The sequence below is a fragment of the Pseudomonas sp. NFX1 genome (genome assembly GCF_051123555.1).
GTDB classification, from domain to species: Bacteria; Pseudomonadota; Gammaproteobacteria; order Pseudomonadales; family Pseudomonadaceae; genus Aquipseudomonas; species Aquipseudomonas capeferrum.
The window spans coordinates 1,853,785-1,869,498 of the sequence record NZ_CP169366.1; the positions used below are offsets into that span (position 1 = coordinate 1,853,785).

At 63.9% G+C, this 15,714-nt stretch carries 18 protein-coding genes; 9 read left to right on the top strand and 9 right to left on the bottom strand.

The window, feature by feature from the left end; translation table 11 throughout:
* Positions 1 to 34 precede the first annotated feature (34 nt).
* The 6 genes from DJ563_RS08030 to DJ563_RS08055 all read right to left on the bottom strand — a co-directional run bounded on the left by DJ563_RS08030 (position 35) and on the right by DJ563_RS08055 (position 4,100).
* Positions 35 to 346, bottom strand: a complete 312-nt coding sequence (locus DJ563_RS08030) for a hypothetical protein (RefSeq protein WP_047583027.1) — start codon at positions 344 to 346, stop codon at positions 35 to 37.
* A gap of 138 nt (positions 347 to 484) precedes the next feature.
* Entirely contained in the window at positions 485 to 673 is a 189-nt protein-coding gene (locus tag DJ563_RS08035) for a hypothetical protein (RefSeq protein ID WP_033698317.1), read from the bottom strand.
* Positions 674 to 811: 138 nt separating this feature from the next.
* Positions 812 to 1,132, bottom strand: a complete 321-nt coding sequence (locus DJ563_RS08040) for a YbjQ family protein (RefSeq protein WP_008098148.1) — start codon at positions 1,130 to 1,132, stop codon at positions 812 to 814.
* Between the two features lie 55 nt (positions 1,133 to 1,187).
* The gene (locus tag DJ563_RS08045) at positions 1,188 to 2,075 is read right to left on the bottom strand and encodes an EamA family transporter (RefSeq protein ID WP_434519214.1); all 888 of its coding nucleotides are present in this window, start codon (positions 2,073 to 2,075) and stop codon (positions 1,188 to 1,190) included.
* Positions 2,076 to 2,260: 185 nt separating this feature from the next.
* A complete protein-coding gene (locus DJ563_RS08050; protein ID WP_434519215.1) occupies positions 2,261 to 3,016 on the bottom strand; it encodes a class II aldolase/adducin family protein in 756 nt (251 codons plus the stop codon).
* Between the two features lie 40 nt (positions 3,017 to 3,056).
* A complete protein-coding gene (locus tag DJ563_RS08055; RefSeq protein WP_434519216.1) occupies positions 3,057 to 4,100 on the bottom strand; it encodes an ABC transporter substrate-binding protein in 1,044 nt (347 codons plus the stop codon).
* Positions 4,101 to 4,276: 176 nt separating this feature from the next.
* On the opposite strand from DJ563_RS08055, the gene DJ563_RS08060 reads away from it, so the two are divergent.
* The 4 genes from DJ563_RS08060 (at position 4,277) to DJ563_RS08075 (ending at position 9,254) form a co-directional block, all read left to right on the top strand.
* A complete protein-coding gene (locus DJ563_RS08060) occupies positions 4,277 to 6,229 on the top strand; it encodes an FAD-dependent oxidoreductase (protein ID WP_434519217.1) in 1,953 nt (650 codons plus the stop codon).
* A 39-nt stretch (positions 6,230 to 6,268) separates the two neighbouring features.
* Entirely contained in the window at positions 6,269 to 6,871 is a 603-nt protein-coding gene (locus tag DJ563_RS08065) for a helix-turn-helix domain-containing protein (protein ID WP_434519218.1), read from the top strand.
* 38 nt (positions 6,872 to 6,909) lie between these two features.
* Positions 6,910 to 7,965, top strand: a complete 1,056-nt coding sequence (locus tag DJ563_RS08070) for a GlxA family transcriptional regulator (protein WP_434519219.1) — start codon at positions 6,910 to 6,912, stop codon at positions 7,963 to 7,965.
* An 83-nt stretch (positions 7,966 to 8,048) separates the two neighbouring features.
* Positions 8,049 to 9,254 (top strand): NAD(P)/FAD-dependent oxidoreductase, encoded by a 1,206-nt coding sequence (locus DJ563_RS08075; RefSeq protein ID WP_434519220.1) that lies wholly within the window; start codon positions 8,049 to 8,051, stop codon positions 9,252 to 9,254.
* 45 nt (positions 9,255 to 9,299) lie between these two features.
* Here DJ563_RS08075 and DJ563_RS08080 read toward each other — a convergent pair whose 3' ends face one another.
* Entirely contained in the window at positions 9,300 to 9,911 is a 612-nt protein-coding gene (locus tag DJ563_RS08080) for an FMN-dependent NADH-azoreductase (protein WP_274098537.1), read from the bottom strand.
* 131 nt (positions 9,912 to 10,042) lie between these two features.
* Between DJ563_RS08080 and DJ563_RS08085 the strand changes: the two genes are divergently transcribed.
* Together DJ563_RS08085 and DJ563_RS08090 are read left to right on the top strand one after the other, a co-directional pair.
* The gene (locus DJ563_RS08085; RefSeq protein ID WP_033698334.1) at positions 10,043 to 10,945 is read left to right on the top strand and encodes a LysR substrate-binding domain-containing protein; all 903 of its coding nucleotides are present in this window, start codon (positions 10,043 to 10,045) and stop codon (positions 10,943 to 10,945) included.
* Positions 10,938 to 11,297: an MmcQ/YjbR family DNA-binding protein gene (locus tag DJ563_RS08090; protein ID WP_033698336.1), complete on the top strand. Its 360-nt coding sequence runs from the start codon at positions 10,938 to 10,940 to the stop codon at positions 11,295 to 11,297. The genes DJ563_RS08085 and DJ563_RS08090 overlap by 8 nt, the downstream gene beginning before the upstream one ends.
* An 8-nt stretch (positions 11,298 to 11,305) precedes the next feature.
* On the opposite strand, the gene DJ563_RS08095 is transcribed toward DJ563_RS08090, so the two are convergent.
* Both DJ563_RS08095 and DJ563_RS08100 read right to left on the bottom strand, forming a co-directional pair.
* Positions 11,306 to 11,710, bottom strand: a complete 405-nt coding sequence (locus DJ563_RS08095; RefSeq protein ID WP_434519221.1) for a DUF1294 domain-containing protein — start codon at positions 11,708 to 11,710, stop codon at positions 11,306 to 11,308.
* Position 11,711: 1 nt separating this feature from the next.
* On the bottom strand, positions 11,712 to 12,542 hold the full coding sequence (locus DJ563_RS08100) for an undecaprenyl-diphosphate phosphatase (RefSeq protein WP_434519222.1): 831 nt from the start codon (positions 12,540 to 12,542) through the stop codon (positions 11,712 to 11,714).
* A gap of 298 nt (positions 12,543 to 12,840) precedes the next feature.
* Here DJ563_RS08100 and mcpP point away from each other — a divergent pair, with 298 nt between their 5' ends.
* The 3 genes from mcpP (at position 12,841) to DJ563_RS08115 (ending at position 15,698) form a co-directional block, all read left to right on the top strand.
* Complete coding sequence (gene mcpP / locus DJ563_RS08105) at positions 12,841 to 14,475, top strand: methyl-accepting chemotaxis protein McpP (RefSeq protein WP_434519223.1); 1,635 nt, start codon at positions 12,841 to 12,843, stop codon at positions 14,473 to 14,475.
* Between the two features lie 108 nt (positions 14,476 to 14,583).
* On the top strand, positions 14,584 to 15,150 hold the full coding sequence (gene pnuC, locus DJ563_RS08110; RefSeq protein WP_274098542.1) for a nicotinamide riboside transporter PnuC: 567 nt from the start codon (positions 14,584 to 14,586) through the stop codon (positions 15,148 to 15,150).
* Entirely contained in the window at positions 15,147 to 15,698 is a 552-nt protein-coding gene (locus tag DJ563_RS08115) for an AAA family ATPase (protein ID WP_434519224.1), read from the top strand. Before pnuC ends, DJ563_RS08115 begins: the two co-directional genes overlap by 4 nt.
* The last annotated feature ends 16 nt before the right edge of the window (positions 15,699 to 15,714 follow it).

Consider the following 15,714-nt stretch of genomic DNA (forward strand, 5'->3'; position numbering starts at 1 on the left):
GCCATTGAGCCCGGCCCGCAAAGGCCGGGCTTTTTCATGCCCGCCGACGCGTGCGCGCCATGGCCGGCAAGGGCAATGCGCCGGTGGCCAGCGCGCGGGCCCGCTCGACGCCCCAGACCAACGCCCGGGTCATGGTCTCACCCGGGCGCGCTGGGTAATACTCTTCCAGCAATGCCCGGCCATTCCCAGCGTAGATACCGAGAAACAGCTGGGTAGCGCCCAGGCGCGATAGGCGCACCTGCACGTCGAGCGTGGTCCCGTCACTGAGCGCTTCATCGTGGCTGCGGCTGTGCAGTTGAGCGTCCGCCCACTGCCAATAGGTCTCTTCCCTGACTCGCATGAGCATTCAATCTCCCTTTGCTGAAATGCCGCGCCAGAAAACCACATTCACGGCTATCCGGCGAGTGCAACCCGGCGATGCCATGAGCAGCGTCAACGAATATCAACAAAAACCCCGCCGTTCGGCGGGGTTGCTGGAGCGGGATCACTTTTTCAGCGGAACCCGCGGCATGAAGCGGCCCTTTTTGCTGCGCTGCAGATGTGCAGGCTGAAGCTGTTCCGAGTCATCCAGCGTCATGTGGGCGAAACCCAGGCGGAATGCCGACTGGCCGCAACGCACCTGGCTGTTGATCGGGAATGCGTCGTTCAGGTCTTCGAAAAAGGATTCGCTCATGCCCTGTCTCCCTCCAGTGAGGTCGCGTCGGCAAGCAGATACGTTGCCTAGGTGAACGCGCCCGGTAAAAGTGAGACTAGCTGGTCATTTGCGGACCGCCCAGACTAAAACCCTGGAACCGACCAGTGGCACAATGCCTTATTTCAACCTGACCGCCGTGCCGGTGGCGAATACCACGACCATGCCACCCTGCACCGACGGCATGCTGATTTCGAAGTCCACGCCCACCACTGCATCGGCGTGCAACTGCCGTGCCCGCGCCTTCAACTCCTCGGTGGCCTGCTCGCGGGCCTCGCGCAGGGCGCTTTCCAGGGTTTGCGAACGGCCACCGAAGAAGTCGCGAAAACGGGCAAAGAAATCGCGCACGAAGTTGATGCCCTGCACCGATTCGGAGCTGACGACGCCCAGGTACTCGGCAATAGGACGGCCTTCGAGCTGGCTGGTGGTAGAGATGATCATGACGGTGCTCCGTTGGCCTGGCGAAAAGCGCCGATTCTAACAGAGCACCCGGCCCTCAGTGCGCGCTAGCCGCCCGCAACCGTTGGCCAATTTTGGCGCCAAACACGTTCACCAGCAGCCCAAGCATCACCAGCAGCGCCCCCCAGCCCTGCAGCTCGGTCAGGCGCTCGCCGAGCAACCACGCCGAAGCGCTCAGGCCGATAACCGGCACCAGCAACGAGAACGGCGCCACTTTGCCGGCCGGGTGGCGCGACAACAAGGTACTCCACAGGCTATAGCCGAGCATGGTGGCGACAAATGCCAGGTACGCCAACGCCAGTACCGAGCTCCAGCCAATATTGGCCAGGGCATGGCCGATGCGTTCAGGCCCCTCCAGCCACCACGACAAGGCCAGAAACGGCAGCGGTGGAATCAACCCACCCCAGATCACCAGCGCCACCAGGTCGACCGAGCCGAAACGCCGCGTGATGATGTTGCCCACGCCCCACATCGCGCTCGCGCAGAGGGTCAGCACCAGCGCCAGCATCGGCACATGGCCACCATCCTCGCTGCCGATCAGCGCCAAGCCGCTGGCGGCCACCAGCAGCCCCAGCAGGCTGGCGAGGCGCAGTCGCTCGCCCAGAAACAACGCGGCAAACCCCAGCGTGAAGAATGCCTGGGATTGCAGGATCAACGACGCCAGCCCCGGCGGCATGCCGCTGTACATGGCCTGGAAAAGGAAAGCGAACTGCCCCAGGGAAATGGTCGCGCCATAAGCGATCAGCCAGCGCCACGGCAGTTTCGGGCGCTTGACCAGCAACACTGCCGGGAAGGCCACCAACAAGAAGCGCAATGCCCCCAGCAGCATCGGCGGCAGGCCATCCAGGCCTACCTTGATGACCACGAAGTTGACTCCCCACGCAATAATCACCACCAGGGCGATCAGTAGGTCCTTGAGTGGCATTGCGACATCCTTCTTCAGGCTTTCTAGACATATTTCGTTACAGCATAAGGCTATTCCTTTTCGAGAGACCAGCACAGTTGGGAGGTAGGGTTGCGCAACAGTGGGTGGCGCTTTGCGCACCGTTCCGACCGGTCCGGCGCCCCGGCAAGGCCGCGCCTACAGGAGCCGCGCCGGCCCGCCAGGCCTCAGTCCCGGTAACCCGGCGCTACCCGCTCCAGCATCCGCAGCAATGCCCCCCATGCCAGCGCCACTGCATCCGGGTCTGACAACTCCCCCTGTTTCAGCCCCTGCATCGGTGCATTGAACTGCCGCTCGGTCCGTTCACACACGGCGGCAGGCGGCAGTATCAGCTGCCCGGCACTTTGCGCCGCCAACTGGATCTCGCAGGCCTTTTCCAGGTAGTACATGCGCAAGAACGCTTCGGCAACGCTGCGGCCGGTCGTCAGCAGCCCATGGTTACGCAGGATCATCACCGGCCTGTCCCCGAGGTCGGCGACCAACCGCTGCTGCTCATCCAGGTCCAGGGCAATACCTTCATAATCGTGGTAGGCCACCTTGCCATGGAACTCCATGGACATCTGGTTCACCGGCAGCAGGCCGCACGCCAGCGCCGCCACCGCGCACCCTGCACGGGTGTGGGTATGCAGCAAGCAGTGGGCGTCTCCACGGGCTGCGTGGATAGCACTGTGGATGACGAACCCGGCCGGGTTGACCGGGTGCGTGGTCGGCGCTACAGGCTGCCCATGCAGGTCGATTTTTACCAGGTTGGAGGCTGTGATCTCGTCGAACAGCAAACCGTACGGGTTGATCAGAAAGTGGTGATCCGGCCCGGGCACACGCAGGGATATATGAGTGAAAATCAGGTCGCTCATGCGAAAGTGGGCGATCAGGCGATAACAGGCAGCCAGCTCCTGGCGCAGGGTCTGTTCGGTAAGGGTCATTTATCGTTGGTCCTGTAGAAGGGCAGCATTGAACGTCAGGTTACTTGCTGGCCCAGGCATTGAATCGCTGTTCCAGTTCTTCACCATGGTCAACCCAGAATTCCACATTCATCGCCAAAGCCCCTTCCAGGTTTTGCGGCGATGTCGGCACCCAGCTGGCCAAGGACGGCGCGAGCTTGGCCGCTGCCTGAGTATTGGTCGGCCCGTAAGGGATCTGCTCGACGTAACGCACCTGAGTATCGGCTTGGTTGGCATAGGCGATCAGCCGTTTGGCCTGGTCGACATGCCGCGAACCCTTGATGATCGCCCAATAGTCCATGCCATACAGGCTGCCCGGCCACACCAGTGCCAGCGGGCTGCCCTGCTGGGCCGCCACGGCGATGCGCCCGCTGTAGGTAGACGTCATCACCACATCGCCGGCAGCCAGCCACTGCGCCGGCTGAGCACCGGCGTCCCACCACTGCACATAGGGCTTGAGCTCACTGAGCTTGGCAAAGGCGCGGTCGACACCGGCCGGCGTTGACAGCACCGTGTAGACATCCTCGACCTTGACCCCGTCGGCCAACAAGGCGAACTCCAGGTTGTACACCGCACGCTTGCGCAGGCCGCGCTTGCCCGGGTACTTCTGCACGTCCCAGAAGTCGGCCCACGAGACCGGGGCATGGGCCAGCTTGTTGCGGTCATAGGCGATCGCCACGCTCCACACCAACGCGGCAGACCCACAGTCCTGGGCGGCGTCCGGGATCAACTCGGCGGCATGGCCCAGGCGCTGCCAGTCGAGGTGCTCGTAGATGCCCTCATCGCAACCGCGCATCAGGTCGGGCCCTTCGATCTGCACCACGTCCCAGTCGACGTTGCCGGTATCGGCCATCACCTGGATGCGGGCCATTTCGCCGTTGTACTCGCTCTGGATCAACTGGCTGCCGTCCTTGGCGCTGAACGGTTTGAAGATCGCCTCATCCTGGGCTTTCTGACCGGCGCCGCCATAGCCGACCACAACCATCTGCGGCGCCGCTTGCGCACTGCCTAGCCCCAAAGCCAGAAGCGCTGCGCAAAGGCCGGTACTGCGAGGGAATGCATGCATCGAGGTTTCCTCCTGCCGGTGCCCGTGGGGCCCGATTTCTTGTTGTTGTGAGGTCACGCCCTCCTCGGAGGGTGATGAAAACCTAGCTGCGCCAAAGTAAAAAAACAAGTTGATTTTTTACTGGCGCTACACTTTCATAACCAAAACAAGAACAACACCTCACCGGAGCCGCCTGTATGCAAACCGCCTTCCCGCACCTGTTCGAAGCCTTGCAGATTCGCGGCAAACGCCTGAAAAACCGCATCATGTCCACGGGCCACGACACCTGCCTGCCCACCGACAACCTGGTCAACGACAAGCTCATCGCCTACCAGCGTGCCCGAGCCGCAGGTGGGGTCGGCCTGATCGTGCTGCAGGTGGCCGGCGTGCACGACAGCGCCCGCTACACCTCGCACGTGCTGATGGCTACCGACGATACCTGCATCGAAGGCTACCGGCGCTTGGCCGAAGCCTGCCATGAGCACGGTACGGTGGTGCTCTCGCAACTGTTCCACCCTGGGCGGGAGATCATGGAGTCTGCCGATGGCTTGCTGGCGGTCGCCTACTCAGCCTCGCCGGTGCCCAATGAACGCTTCCGGGTGATGCCGCGCGCGCTGGACCAGGCGATGATCGATGAAATCGTCCAGGGCTATGCCAGCGCGGCGCGGCGCCTGTACCAGGCGGGGCTGGATGGCGTCGAGGTAGTGGCCAGCCATGGCTACCTGCCCGCGCAGTTTCTCAACCCGCGGGTCAACCTGCGTACCGATGGCTACAACGGCGACCTGGCGCAGCGCCTGAGGTTTTTGCGCGAAGTCCTGGCGGCCGTGCGTGCTGCCACCGACGAGCAGTTCATCGTCGGCCTGCGCATCAGCGCCGACGAACGTGACAGCGAAGGCCTGAGCGAGGACGAGTCGCTGGCCGCCGCCGAAGCGCTGCAAGGCCAGCTCGACTACCTGCACATCGTCGCCGGTACCTCGGCGTCGCTGGGCGGTGCGGTGCATATCGTACCCCCCATGGCCATCGAGCCTGCGTACCTGGCACGCGAAGCCGGCACGTTCAAACAGCGCCTGGACATTCCGCTGTTCGTCACCGGGCGCATCAACCAGCCGCAGGAGGCAGAGCTGATCCTGGCGCGTGGCCAGGCCGACGTGTGTGGCATGACCCGCGCGCTGATCTGCGACCCGCTGATGCCGACCAAGACCGAGCACGGCCAGGTCGAAGACGTGCGCGCCTGCATTGCCTGCAACCAGGCCTGCATCGGACACTTCCATCGCGGCCTGGCGATATCGTGTATCCAGCACCCGGAAACCGGCCGCGAACTGCAGTACGGCCACCTGACGCCAACCCCTTCGCCCAAACGGATCCTGGTGGCAGGCGGCGGCCCGGCGGGCATGAAGGCAGCAGCCGTCGCCGCCGCGCGCGGGCACCACGTCACACTCTTTGAAGCCGGCCCGCAACTGGGCGGCCAAGTGTTGCTGGCACAACTGCTGCCCCGGCGCAGCGAGTTCGGCGGCGCCAGCACCAACCTGCAACGGGAAATGGCCTTGGCAGGCGTGGAGGTGGTGCGCCACACGCGAGTCGACCGCGCACTGGTCGAGCGCGAGCGCCCTGACCTGGTGATCGCCGCCACCGGCGCCACGCCCTACTGGCCGGCGTTCGAGCGCGCCGGTGACCTGCAGGTGGTGGATGCTTGGCAAGTGTTGCGCAACGAGGTCAAACTCGGGCGTTCGGTACTGGTCATCGACTGGCGTTGCGACTGGATAGGCCCTGGCATCGCCGAGCGCCTGGTGCGCGAGGGGCATCAGGTGCAACTGGCGGTCAACGGCACCCACTGTGGGGAAAACCTGCCGTTGTATGTACGCGATCAACTGGCTGGCGAACTCCATCGCCTGGGCATCCCCATCACCCCCTACGCCCGCCTCTACGGCTGCGACGACAACACCGCGTACCTGCAGCACACGGCCAGCGGCGAACCGATGATCTTTGAAGGCATCGACACCCTGGTGCTGTGCCTGGGCCACCAGCCCAATGACACCCTGGCGGCGGAGCTGGACGGCCTGGTGGAAGTGCGGCGCATCGGCGACTGCCTGGCGCCGCGTACTGCAGAAGAGGCGATTCACGATGGCCTGACGGTTGCCTGGGCGCTCTGAGGCTGTACATACTGCCGCTTTCCCGATGGACCGATGCGCATGAGCCAACCCTCGCAGCCCCCCTGCGCCACCGAAGACGGCGGCGGCGCCCCGCAGTTCCTGGGCACCCGCATCCGCGGCCTGCGCAAGCGCCGCGGCATGACCCTGGCGGAGCTGGCCGCACAGAGCGAACTGACGGCCGGCTACATCAGCCAGCTGGAGCGTAACCTGTCTTACCCGTCGATCCCGGCACTGTTCAACATCGCCCGCAGCCTGGGGGTGACGATCCAGTGGTTTTTTGCCAGCGAGGCCAGTACCGCACCCGAGGACCAGGGCTACGTGGTACGCCGTAACAGCCGCCTCAGCGTGCACTACGAAGACGGCATCGTCGACCAGCTGCTCACGCCGCAACCCAACCGCCAGCTGGAAATCCTTCATTCGCGCTTTCCACCGGGCACCTATAGCCAGCAGAGTTACAGCCATGACGGCGAAGAGGCTGGCTATTTGCTCAGCGGCAGTTTTGAATTGTGGGTAGGCGAGCGGCACTTTCAGCTGGGTGAAGGCGACAGTTTCAGCTTCTCCAGCCAGGAACCCCATCGTTATGGCAACCCCGGTGACGTGGATGCCCTGGTGATCTGGGTCATCACGCCACCGACGTTCTGAAGCCGCCACACGGCCCCTTTCGATCAGGTCATCTGCCTATGACTGAACACGCTCAGCAGCTCGAGCCTGCGTTGCAACCGGTCGACCATCCGCGCGCCGTTGTCTTCGTCGCCTACCCGCAAATGGGCCTGCTCGACCTCACGGGTGCGCAGACGGTGTTCTGGGCTGCCACCAAAGCCATGGCTGCACAGGGCAGGCCGGGCTATCGACTGCACACTGCAAGCCTCGACGGCGGCCTGCAGCCAACCGCCGAAGGCCTGGCGGTAGCGACTGAAACACTGGACGCCGTGATGGCGCAGGCCGTCGACACCCTGGTAGTACCGGGCGCACCGGATATCATCCGCACCCTCCCCGACCACGCCGCATTGGTCGCCTGGCTGCACCGCGCCGCAGTAAAGGCCAGGCGTACGGCCTCGGTATGCAGCGGTACCTTTCTGCTGGCCAGCGCGGGCTTGCTTGACGGGCGCCGCGCCGCCACCCACTGGGCGATGTGCGAGGTGCTACGCCGCGACTTCCCTGCGGTGCAGGTGGACCACGAATCGATCTTCGTTCAGCAAGGTACGGTGTGGACTTCTGCCGGCGTCAGCGCCGGCATCGACCTGGCCTTGGCCCTGGTCGAGCAAGACTGCGGCCGCGAAGTCGCGATGCAAGTGGCCCGCGAGCTGGTGGTATTTCTCAAGCGGCCCGGCGGCCAGGCGCAGTTCAGTGAACTGCTCAAGCTGCAGGGGCGCGATTGCAGCGAATTCGAAGCACTGCACCTGTGGCTGAACGCGCACCTCGGCGACCCCCGCCTGACCGTCGAGCACCTGGCCGAGCAGGCGCACATGAGCGTGCGCAACTTCACCCGGGTGTACAAGCTCAAGACCGGCCGCACACCGGCCAAGGCCATTGAAGTGTTCCGCCTGGAAGCCGCCCGCCGCCTGCTGGAAAGCGCCGACAGCCACATCGAGCAGATTGCCCGGCAATGCGGCTTTGGCAGCGAAGAGCGCATGCGCCTGGCGTTCCAGCGCCACCTTGCGGTCACCCCGCGCGACTACCGCGCGCGCTTTGCGCGCAATCTATCGTTGGCCGAAATTCAGGGTTCTTTGGCCTAGGGTGTAGCACTTCGTCACTCGTAACATCGTTGTCCACAAAGACGGGCTACTTTTGTTTACCCGGACATTCCAGGAGCACAACGATGAAAAATATCCTGATCATTGGCGCGGGCTTTGCTGGCCTGTGGAGCGCCCTCAGCGCCGTACGCCAGCTGGACCTTAACGCGCGCAAGGATGTCGAGGTGACGCTGCTGGCGCCGCAGGCCGAACTGCATGTGCGCCCGCGCTTCTACGAACCTGATGTACACACCATGGCCGCGCCACTGCAGGCGCTGTTCGAAGCGGTCAACGTGCATTTCGTCCAAGGCACCGCCTTTCACATCGACGAAACCGCCCGGCGCGTGCGCTATCGCACGCAAAGCGGTACCGAGTGCGAACTGGGCTATGACCGCCTGATCATGGCCTGCGGCAGTGTGCTCAACCGCCCGGACATGGTCGGCATCGAGCATGTTTTCGATGTCGACAAGATTGACAGCGCCGCACGGCTGGAGACGCACCTCAAGTCCCTGGCCAACCTGCCAGACACGCCTGCCCGTAACACCGTGGTGGTGGCCGGTGGTGGCTTCACCGGTATCGAAACAGCCACCGAGCTGCCGGCGCGCTTGCGCAGCATTCTCGGTGAGCAGGCAACACTGCGGGTGGTGGTGATCGACCGTGGCGCCAGGGTCGGCGCAGCCCTGGGTGACGGCATCCGCCCTGCGATCGAGCAGGCCTGCGAGGCATTGGGGGTGGAATGGATCTGTGGCGCCACGGTGGCCTCGGTGGACCCCGACGGCGTTCTGCTGGACAACGGGCAACGCATCGATGCCAGCACGGTGATCTGGACCGTGGGCTTCAAGGCCAACCCGTTGACCGAGCAGATCAGCGGCGAACGTGACCGCCAAGGCCGGTTGCACGTGGACGGCAACCTCAAGGTCAAGGGCAACGACGCGGTCTATGCGGCGGGCGACGTGGCCTACGCAGCTTGCGACGAGGTGGGCAACCATGCGGTGATGTCGTGCCAGCATGCCATCCCACTGGGCCGCTACGCCGGCAACAATGCGGTTGCCGAGTTGATTGGCGTGGCACCGATGACCTACAGCCAACCCAAGTACGTCACCTGCCTCGACCTGGGCGCCTGGGGCGCGGTGTACACCGAAGGGTGGGACCGCCAGGTATCGCCCCCGCAAGACAAGGCCGAGGCCAAGTTGCTGAAGTCGCAGATCAACACGCTCTGGATCTACCCGCCCGCTGCCAATGATCGTGCAGCAGCCTTGGCGGCGGCTGACCCGACGATACCGGTAGCCTGATACGCCTCAAATCGCCGGCAAGCCGGCGATTTGAGGCTGGTGCAATCAGGCGGCGGCAAACAGCTCGTTGGCAATCTGCGCCTGTGCCGCGTCGATGGCCTGGCTGCGGTGCTCTGGGCCGTAGGCCAGGCCGTGGGCGCGAACGATCTCCAGGTCGGTGACGCCGATGAAGCCCAGGAACACTTTGAGGAAGTCCTCATGGCCAGCACCGGTCGGCTGGCCAGCGTGCAGGCCACCGGCGGTGGACACCAGCACCACCTTCTTGTCACCGCACAGGCCTTCAGGGCCGGCTTCGGTGTAACGGAAGGTCTTGCCGGCGACGGCAACACGGTCAATCCAGGCCTTGAGCTGGGTCGGCACGGTGAAGTTGTACATCGGCGCACCGATCACCACGGCATCGGCGGCGAGGAATTCTTCCAGGGTTTCAGCGCTCAGCTTGGCTTCGAAAGCCTGGGCCGCATCGCGCATGTCTTCGGGGGTGCCCGCGGCTACCAGGGTTGCGGCGGAGAAATGGGCGATGGCATCGGCAGCCAGGTCACGGTACACCACTTCCAGGCTCGGGTTGCTGGCCTTCCAGCCTTCGACCACTTCGCGGCTCAGCTGGCGGGAGGCGGAATTGTCGCCCAGGATGCTCGAATCGATGTGCAACAGTTTCATGGGACTCTCCTGTAATGAAGACCGCGGCGTGGGCGATCATGATGGGGAGAATCCTACCGGGAGGACTAATAGCTGATAAGCAGGCAAAAATGCGTTAGTTTGTCCCACTGATGGAACAGTGAGAGATTCCCATGCAAGACCTCAATGACCTCTTCTATTTCGCCCGCGTCGTCGAGGCCGGCGGCTTTGCCGCTGCCGGGCGCCAGCTGGGTATCCCCAAGTCGCGCTTGTCACGGCGTATCGCCGAACTTGAAGAACGCCTGGGTACACGCCTGCTGCAGCGCACCACGCGGCAACTGAAACTGACCGCTGTGGGCGAGCGCTACCTGCACCATTGCCAGGCCATGCTGCTGGAAGCCGAAGCCGCCGACGAGGCCGTGGCCAGCATGAGCAGCGAGCCGCGCGGTCGCTTGCGAGTCTCCTGCCCGGTGGCACTGGCCCATGCCTTTTTGCCGGACGTGATCAGCCGCTTTCTCGAACAGTACCCGCTGGTGCAACTGGACATGGTGCTGCTCAACCGCCGAGTCGATCTGATTTCCGAGGGTATCGACGTCGCCCTGCGTGTGCGCGACTTGGGCGATGAGGACCCGGCCCTGGTCACGCGCCGGCTACGCCAGGCTCAGATGCAACTGGTCGCCGCGCCGGGCTTTGCCGATCACATTCGCGAGCCTGGCGAGCTGGCCTCGTTGCCCGTGCTGGGCGCTGCCGAGGCTGACCGGCTGGTGCACTTCCGCCTGTTCGGGCCCAATGGCCGCCAACAGGAAATCGCCCTGGAACCGCGCCTGGCCATCGACGATTTCGTGGTGCGCAATGCCGCGGTACGCGCCGGGCTGGGCTTCACTGCGCTGCCCAGCATGTTCTGCGAAGAGGAACTGGAACGTGGCGAGCTGGTGCGCTTGTTACCCGACTGGCAACTGCCGGGTGGCTATCTGCAGGCGGTGTACCCACACCGGCGCGGTGTATTGCCCGCAGTGCGCGTGTGGATCGATCATCTGGCGGCGTCGTTCGAGGCCTGTGGAGAGCGTTATGTCTGAGCGAAAAATGACTGAAGCGCAGGTGGCAGCCTTCTGCCTGAGCCTGCCGGGTGCTCGAGAAGACTATAAATGGGGCGGTATCCGGGTGTTTTCGGTGGCAGGCAACAAGATGTTCGCCGTGCTCGACCTGGCGGGTGCAGGGTTGTCGTTCAAAGTCGCCGATGAGCTTTTTCTGGGCTATTGCGACCGCCCTGGCGTGCGCCCCGCGCCGTATCTGGCGCGGGCGCGATGGATCAGCATGGCGCCCCCTTACCCCATGGGGCGCGACGAGCTGTGCGACCTGCTGCAGCGCTCACACCAGTTGGTGGTGCGGCGGCTGGCGAAGCGCCTGCAGGTGGGGCTGCTGCTCTGATCGAGGCGTCAGAGCCAAGACAACAGGTGGCGCCCGAGGAACAGGTAATCGAGCCAGAACACCTGATGCAGTAGCACAATCCCCCAGTACATCAGCTGATACGACACTTTGCGCGTCTTGTGCCGAAACAGCTGCTGGGCAACCAGTGCGCCGGGCCAGCCACCGCACAGTTCGCTGGCATGCAGCACGTTCTCTGGCGTGCGCCAGGCCTGGGTGCGGGCCTGCTGCTTGTCCTGCCAGTACAGCAGCAGGCTGATCAGGCTCACCGCCGGGTACAGCGCCAAGGGCAGCCAGGACTGATCGTTCCAGGCCATCTGCGCCGCACCCAGGCCCGGTAGCAGGCACAGCACGCCCAACACCAGCAACTTCAGGCGCACGTTGCGTACGCCCTCCTCGTTTTGCGCCCTGGCCATGTCAGCTGTGCGCCGTCGACCAGTCGACCCAGCCAAACTGCCAGGTCGCCAGAATCAGCAGGCCAAAGGCAATGCGGTACCAGGCGAACGCCGCGTAGCTGTGGTTGGCGATGAACTTGAGCAGCGCACGCACGGCGATCATGGCGAAGATGAACGAGGTCACGAAACCGATGGCGAACACCGGCAAATCGCTTGGCTGGAACAGGTCGCGGTACTTGTAGCCCGAATACACCGCCGCGCCGACCATGGTCGGCATCGCCAGGAAGAACGAGAACTCGGTAGCCGCCTTGCGCGACAGCCCGAACAGCAAACCACCGATGATGGTCGAACCGGAGCGCGAGGTGCCGGGGATCATGGCCAGGCATTGGACAAAGCCAATCTTCAAGGCATGGCTCCAGCGCATCTCGTCAACGTGGTCGACCTCCACGCGGTGCTCGCGGCGCTCGGCCCAGAGCATGATCACACCGCCCACTACCAAGGCCGCTGCCACCGTGATCGGGTTGAACAGGTATTCGTGGATCAGGTCGGCGAACAGCACGCCCAGTACCACCGCCGGCATGAACGCCAGCAGCAGGTTGCCGGTGAAGCGCCGGGCCGTGGGCTGGCTGGTGAGGCCGAACACCACGTCCAGAATCTTGCGGCGAAACTCCCACACCACGGCCAGGATCGCAGCAAGCTGGATGATGATGTTGAACGCGATGGCCCGTTCGCCATCAAAGCCGATCACGTCGGCGACGATGATCTGGTGCCCGGTACTGGAGATCGGCAAGAACTCCGTCAACCCTTCGACCACGCCTAAGATGATTGCCTGTAAGGCAGTCCAAAAATCCATCATTCCCCCGATGGAGCGCTGCTGCTTGCAGGCCCCTTGTTCTTGATTTGCTTGAAGTTGCCGCACGCGGCCCGGCTGTTTTACAGCGACTGTTGGGCGCAATGCCAGTGGAAAAGTTCACGCTGCCTAAAGGTTTCATCTTGCGCGGCCGAAATCCTATCAGAGCGGCTTTGCAATGGCTTGCGCCGCCTGCTGCAGAGTACGCCTAGACTAGCACTTAGCCATTAGTCGGGTGGGGGGCTGTCGCAAAGCATGCTTGGATGCACCTGAAGAACAAGAACAAGGCGGGAGTGCCTGGATGAAAACCCTGAGATCGATGTCGATCAGCCGCCGTCTGTGGCTGATCCTGCTGGTGGCGGTTGCCATGCTGGTGTTACTGGGCCTGCTGATGCTGCGCCAGATCCACGGCGACCTGTACCAGGCCAAGGCGGAAAAAACCCGCCATGTGGTGCAGACTGCAGCCGGTGTACTGGCCTACTACCAGGGCCTGGAGGCGGCCGGCAGCTTGAGCCGCGATGCCGCCCAGCAACAAGCGTTGCAGGTGGTGCGCGCGCTGCGTTACGACCACGACGACTATTTCTGGATCAACGACCTGGGGCCGAAGATGATCATGCATCCGGCCAACCCCAAGCTCGACGGCCAGGACCTGTCTGCCATTCGCGACCCCGACGGCTTTGCCGTGTTCAACGAAATGGTCAGCCTGGCCCGCAGCCAGGGCGCCGGCCCAGTCAATTATCGCTGGCCCAAACCCGGCGCCAGCGAGCCGGTAGCGAAAACCTCTTATATCCAGCTGTTCAAGCCGTGGGGCTGGGTCATCGGCTCGGGCGTGTACATCGATGACGTGCAGGCCGAATTCGCCCGGCAATTGCGCGATGCCTCGCTGGTGGGCCTGGGTATTGCCCTGCTGATGGCGCTGCTGGTCATGCTGATTGCCCGCAGTATCGCCCGCCCGTTGCAAGAGGCCGTGCAGGCCATGGGCAACATCGCCAGTGGCGAAAGCGACCTGACCCGGCGCCTGGACACCCACGGCCGCGATGAAATCACCCACCTGGGTGAGCACTTCAACCGCTTCAACGGCAAGCTGCAGGGCGTGGTCGGCCAATTGCAGGGCGCCGCCCACGACCTGGCCCGGTCCGCCGGCCACGTCGGTGACAACGCCGGTGCCGCGCAACAGCACAGTGCCCAGCAGTCACAACAGATGGACCAGGTTGCCACGGCTGTCAACGAAGTGACCTATGCCGTGCAAGACGTGGCCAAGACGGCCGAGCAGGCTGCGGGCGAAATGCGCGCGGCGCAGCAACAGGTGGAGCATGGCCAGCAGGCCATTCATGGCAGCCTCGAACAGATCGATCGCCTGTCGCTGACCATCGACCAGGCAGTCCAGGTGATTCGTGACCTGGCCGGGCACAGCACGCGCATTGGTGGCGTGCTCGACGTGATCCGCTCCATTGCCGAACAGACCAATCTGCTTGCGCTAAACGCGGCCATCGAAGCAGCCCGCGCCGGCGAGCAAGGCCGAGGTTTTGCCGTGGTCGCCGACGAGGTGCGCCTGCTGGCCCAGCGCACGGCCCAGTCCACGGCTGAAATCCACACCATGATCGAGCACCTGCAAGGCCAGTCGGACGCTGCGGTCAGGGCGATCGACACCAGTAGCGAGGCCTCGCGCCAGACTGTCGAGCAGGCCCGTGAGGCCGGTGCCAGCCTGGATGCCATCAGCCAGGCGCTGCATAACCTGACTGCACTCAATGCGTCCATTGCCAGTGCAACCTTGCAACAGTCGCATGTGGTCGAAGAGATCAACCGCAATGTGCTGGACACTGCGGGCTTGTCCCAGCAGACCGCCGAAGCGGCGCGCCAGTCGAGTGATGCCGGGGCGGCGCTGGGGCGGTTGAGCGAGGAGTTGGAGCAACTGTTGCGGCAGTTCCGCGTATAGAGAGGCCTTGCCCTTGAGGGTGCCGCGTTGCAGGTGCGCTGCACCTACTCCTGGCACCCTCGACAAGCTACAATCGCGCCCCTCTTCTCGCCCCTCCAAGGATCGCCGATGTCCGGCCTTGAACTCATCGCCGCCGTACTCGGCGTTACCGCCGTCTGGCTCACCGTCAAGCAGAACGCCTGGTGCTGGCCAATCGGCCTGGTCATGGTACTGATCTATGGCTGGCTGTTCTTCGAGGTAAAACTGTATTCGGGTATGTTGCTGCAGGGGGCCTACGCCATATTGCAGCTGTACGGCTGGTGGCAGTGGAAGCGCCCGGGCCGCTCGCAGGACGCCCGCCAGGTCACGCGCCTGCAAACCCGGGCGATCTGTATCGGCCTGGCCATCGGCGCGCTGCTCAGCGCCGCCCTGGGTGCTGCCATGGCCAACTGGACCGACGCCGCCCTGCCCTGGCTGGACGCCACGCTGACCGGTTTCAGCCTGGTCGCGCAGCTATGGATGGCCCAGAAGCGCCTGCAGTGCTGGGCTTTGTGGGTGGTGGTGGACATCGTCTATGTCGGCCAGTACCTGCATCAGCAGTTGTACTTCACCGCTGGCTTCTTCGCGGTGCTTACCCTGATCGCCGTGCGCGGCTGGCTGGAATGGCGGCGTGACCCGGCACTGGTGCAAGCATGAAGGTGCTGGTGCTGTGCGGGCCGGAATCCAGTGGCAAGAGCTGGCTCAGTGGTGTGCTCCAGGCGCATTTCGGTGGGCGGGTGGTGGCCGAATACGTGCGCCATTTCATTGATCAGGAAGGCCGTGATACTTGTTACGCCGACATCCCCGCCATCGCCCGCGGCCAGCTTGAATGGGAAGACCGCGCCCGCGCGCAAGCCCCAGAGCTGTTGATCCTCGACACCCACCTGCTCAGCAACATGCTCTGGAGCCGCGCCCTGTTCGACGACTGCCCGGCCTGGCTGGAACAAGCCTTGCTTGCTCGGCATTACGACCTGCACCTGTTACTGAGCCCGCAAGGCGTGGACTGGGTTGCCGATGGCCAGCGCTGTCACCCTGATTTGGCCGATCGCCAGCGCTTTTTCTACGACAGCCTGCACTGGTTGCAGCGCCACCGGCAGACCTTTCAGGTGATTGATGGCAATTGGCCGCAACGCCAGTTGCAGGCGCTGCAAACGGTGGCTACGCTGCTTGATAGCGATACGCCAGCCTGCCCGACCGAGTGTTAAGCCCCTGACACACTCA

Coding starts and splice junctions, on each gene's coding strand:
- DJ563_RS08075 (WP_434519220.1), top strand. CDS start 8,049: ATGAAAAATATCCTGATCATTGGCGCGGGCTTTGCTGGCCTGTGGAGC.
- DJ563_RS08090 (WP_033698336.1), top strand. CDS start 10,938: ATGTCTGAGCGAAAAATGACTGAAGCGCAGGTGGCAGCCTTCTGCCTG.
- DJ563_RS08085 (WP_033698334.1), top strand. CDS start 10,043: ATGCAAGACCTCAATGACCTCTTCTATTTCGCCCGCGTCGTCGAGGCC.
- DJ563_RS08030 (WP_047583027.1), bottom strand. CDS start 346: ATGCTCATGCGAGTCAGGGAAGAGACCTATTGGCAGTGGGCGGACGCT.
- DJ563_RS08060 (WP_434519217.1), top strand. CDS start 4,277: ATGCAAACCGCCTTCCCGCACCTGTTCGAAGCCTTGCAGATTCGCGGC.
- DJ563_RS08045 (WP_434519214.1), bottom strand. CDS start 2,075: ATGCCACTCAAGGACCTACTGATCGCCCTGGTGGTGATTATTGCGTGG.
- DJ563_RS08095 (WP_434519221.1), bottom strand. CDS start 11,710: ATGGCCAGGGCGCAAAACGAGGAGGGCGTACGCAACGTGCGCCTGAAG.
- mcpP (WP_434519223.1), top strand. CDS start 12,841: ATGAAAACCCTGAGATCGATGTCGATCAGCCGCCGTCTGTGGCTGATC.
- DJ563_RS08050 (WP_434519215.1), bottom strand. CDS start 3,016: ATGACCCTTACCGAACAGACCCTGCGCCAGGAGCTGGCTGCCTGTTAT.
- DJ563_RS08055 (WP_434519216.1), bottom strand. CDS start 4,100: ATGCATGCATTCCCTCGCAGTACCGGCCTTTGCGCAGCGCTTCTGGCT.
- DJ563_RS08115 (WP_434519224.1), top strand. CDS start 15,147: ATGAAGGTGCTGGTGCTGTGCGGGCCGGAATCCAGTGGCAAGAGCTGG.
- DJ563_RS08080 (WP_274098537.1), bottom strand. CDS start 9,911: ATGAAACTGTTGCACATCGATTCGAGCATCCTGGGCGACAATTCCGCC.
- DJ563_RS08065 (WP_434519218.1), top strand. CDS start 6,269: ATGAGCCAACCCTCGCAGCCCCCCTGCGCCACCGAAGACGGCGGCGGC.
- DJ563_RS08070 (WP_434519219.1), top strand. CDS start 6,910: ATGACTGAACACGCTCAGCAGCTCGAGCCTGCGTTGCAACCGGTCGAC.
- DJ563_RS08040 (WP_008098148.1), bottom strand. CDS start 1,132: ATGATCATCTCTACCACCAGCCAGCTCGAAGGCCGTCCTATTGCCGAG.
- DJ563_RS08035 (WP_033698317.1), bottom strand. CDS start 673: ATGAGCGAATCCTTTTTCGAAGACCTGAACGACGCATTCCCGATCAAC.
- DJ563_RS08100 (WP_434519222.1), bottom strand. CDS start 12,542: ATGGATTTTTGGACTGCCTTACAGGCAATCATCTTAGGCGTGGTCGAA.
- pnuC (WP_274098542.1), top strand. CDS start 14,584: ATGTCCGGCCTTGAACTCATCGCCGCCGTACTCGGCGTTACCGCCGTC.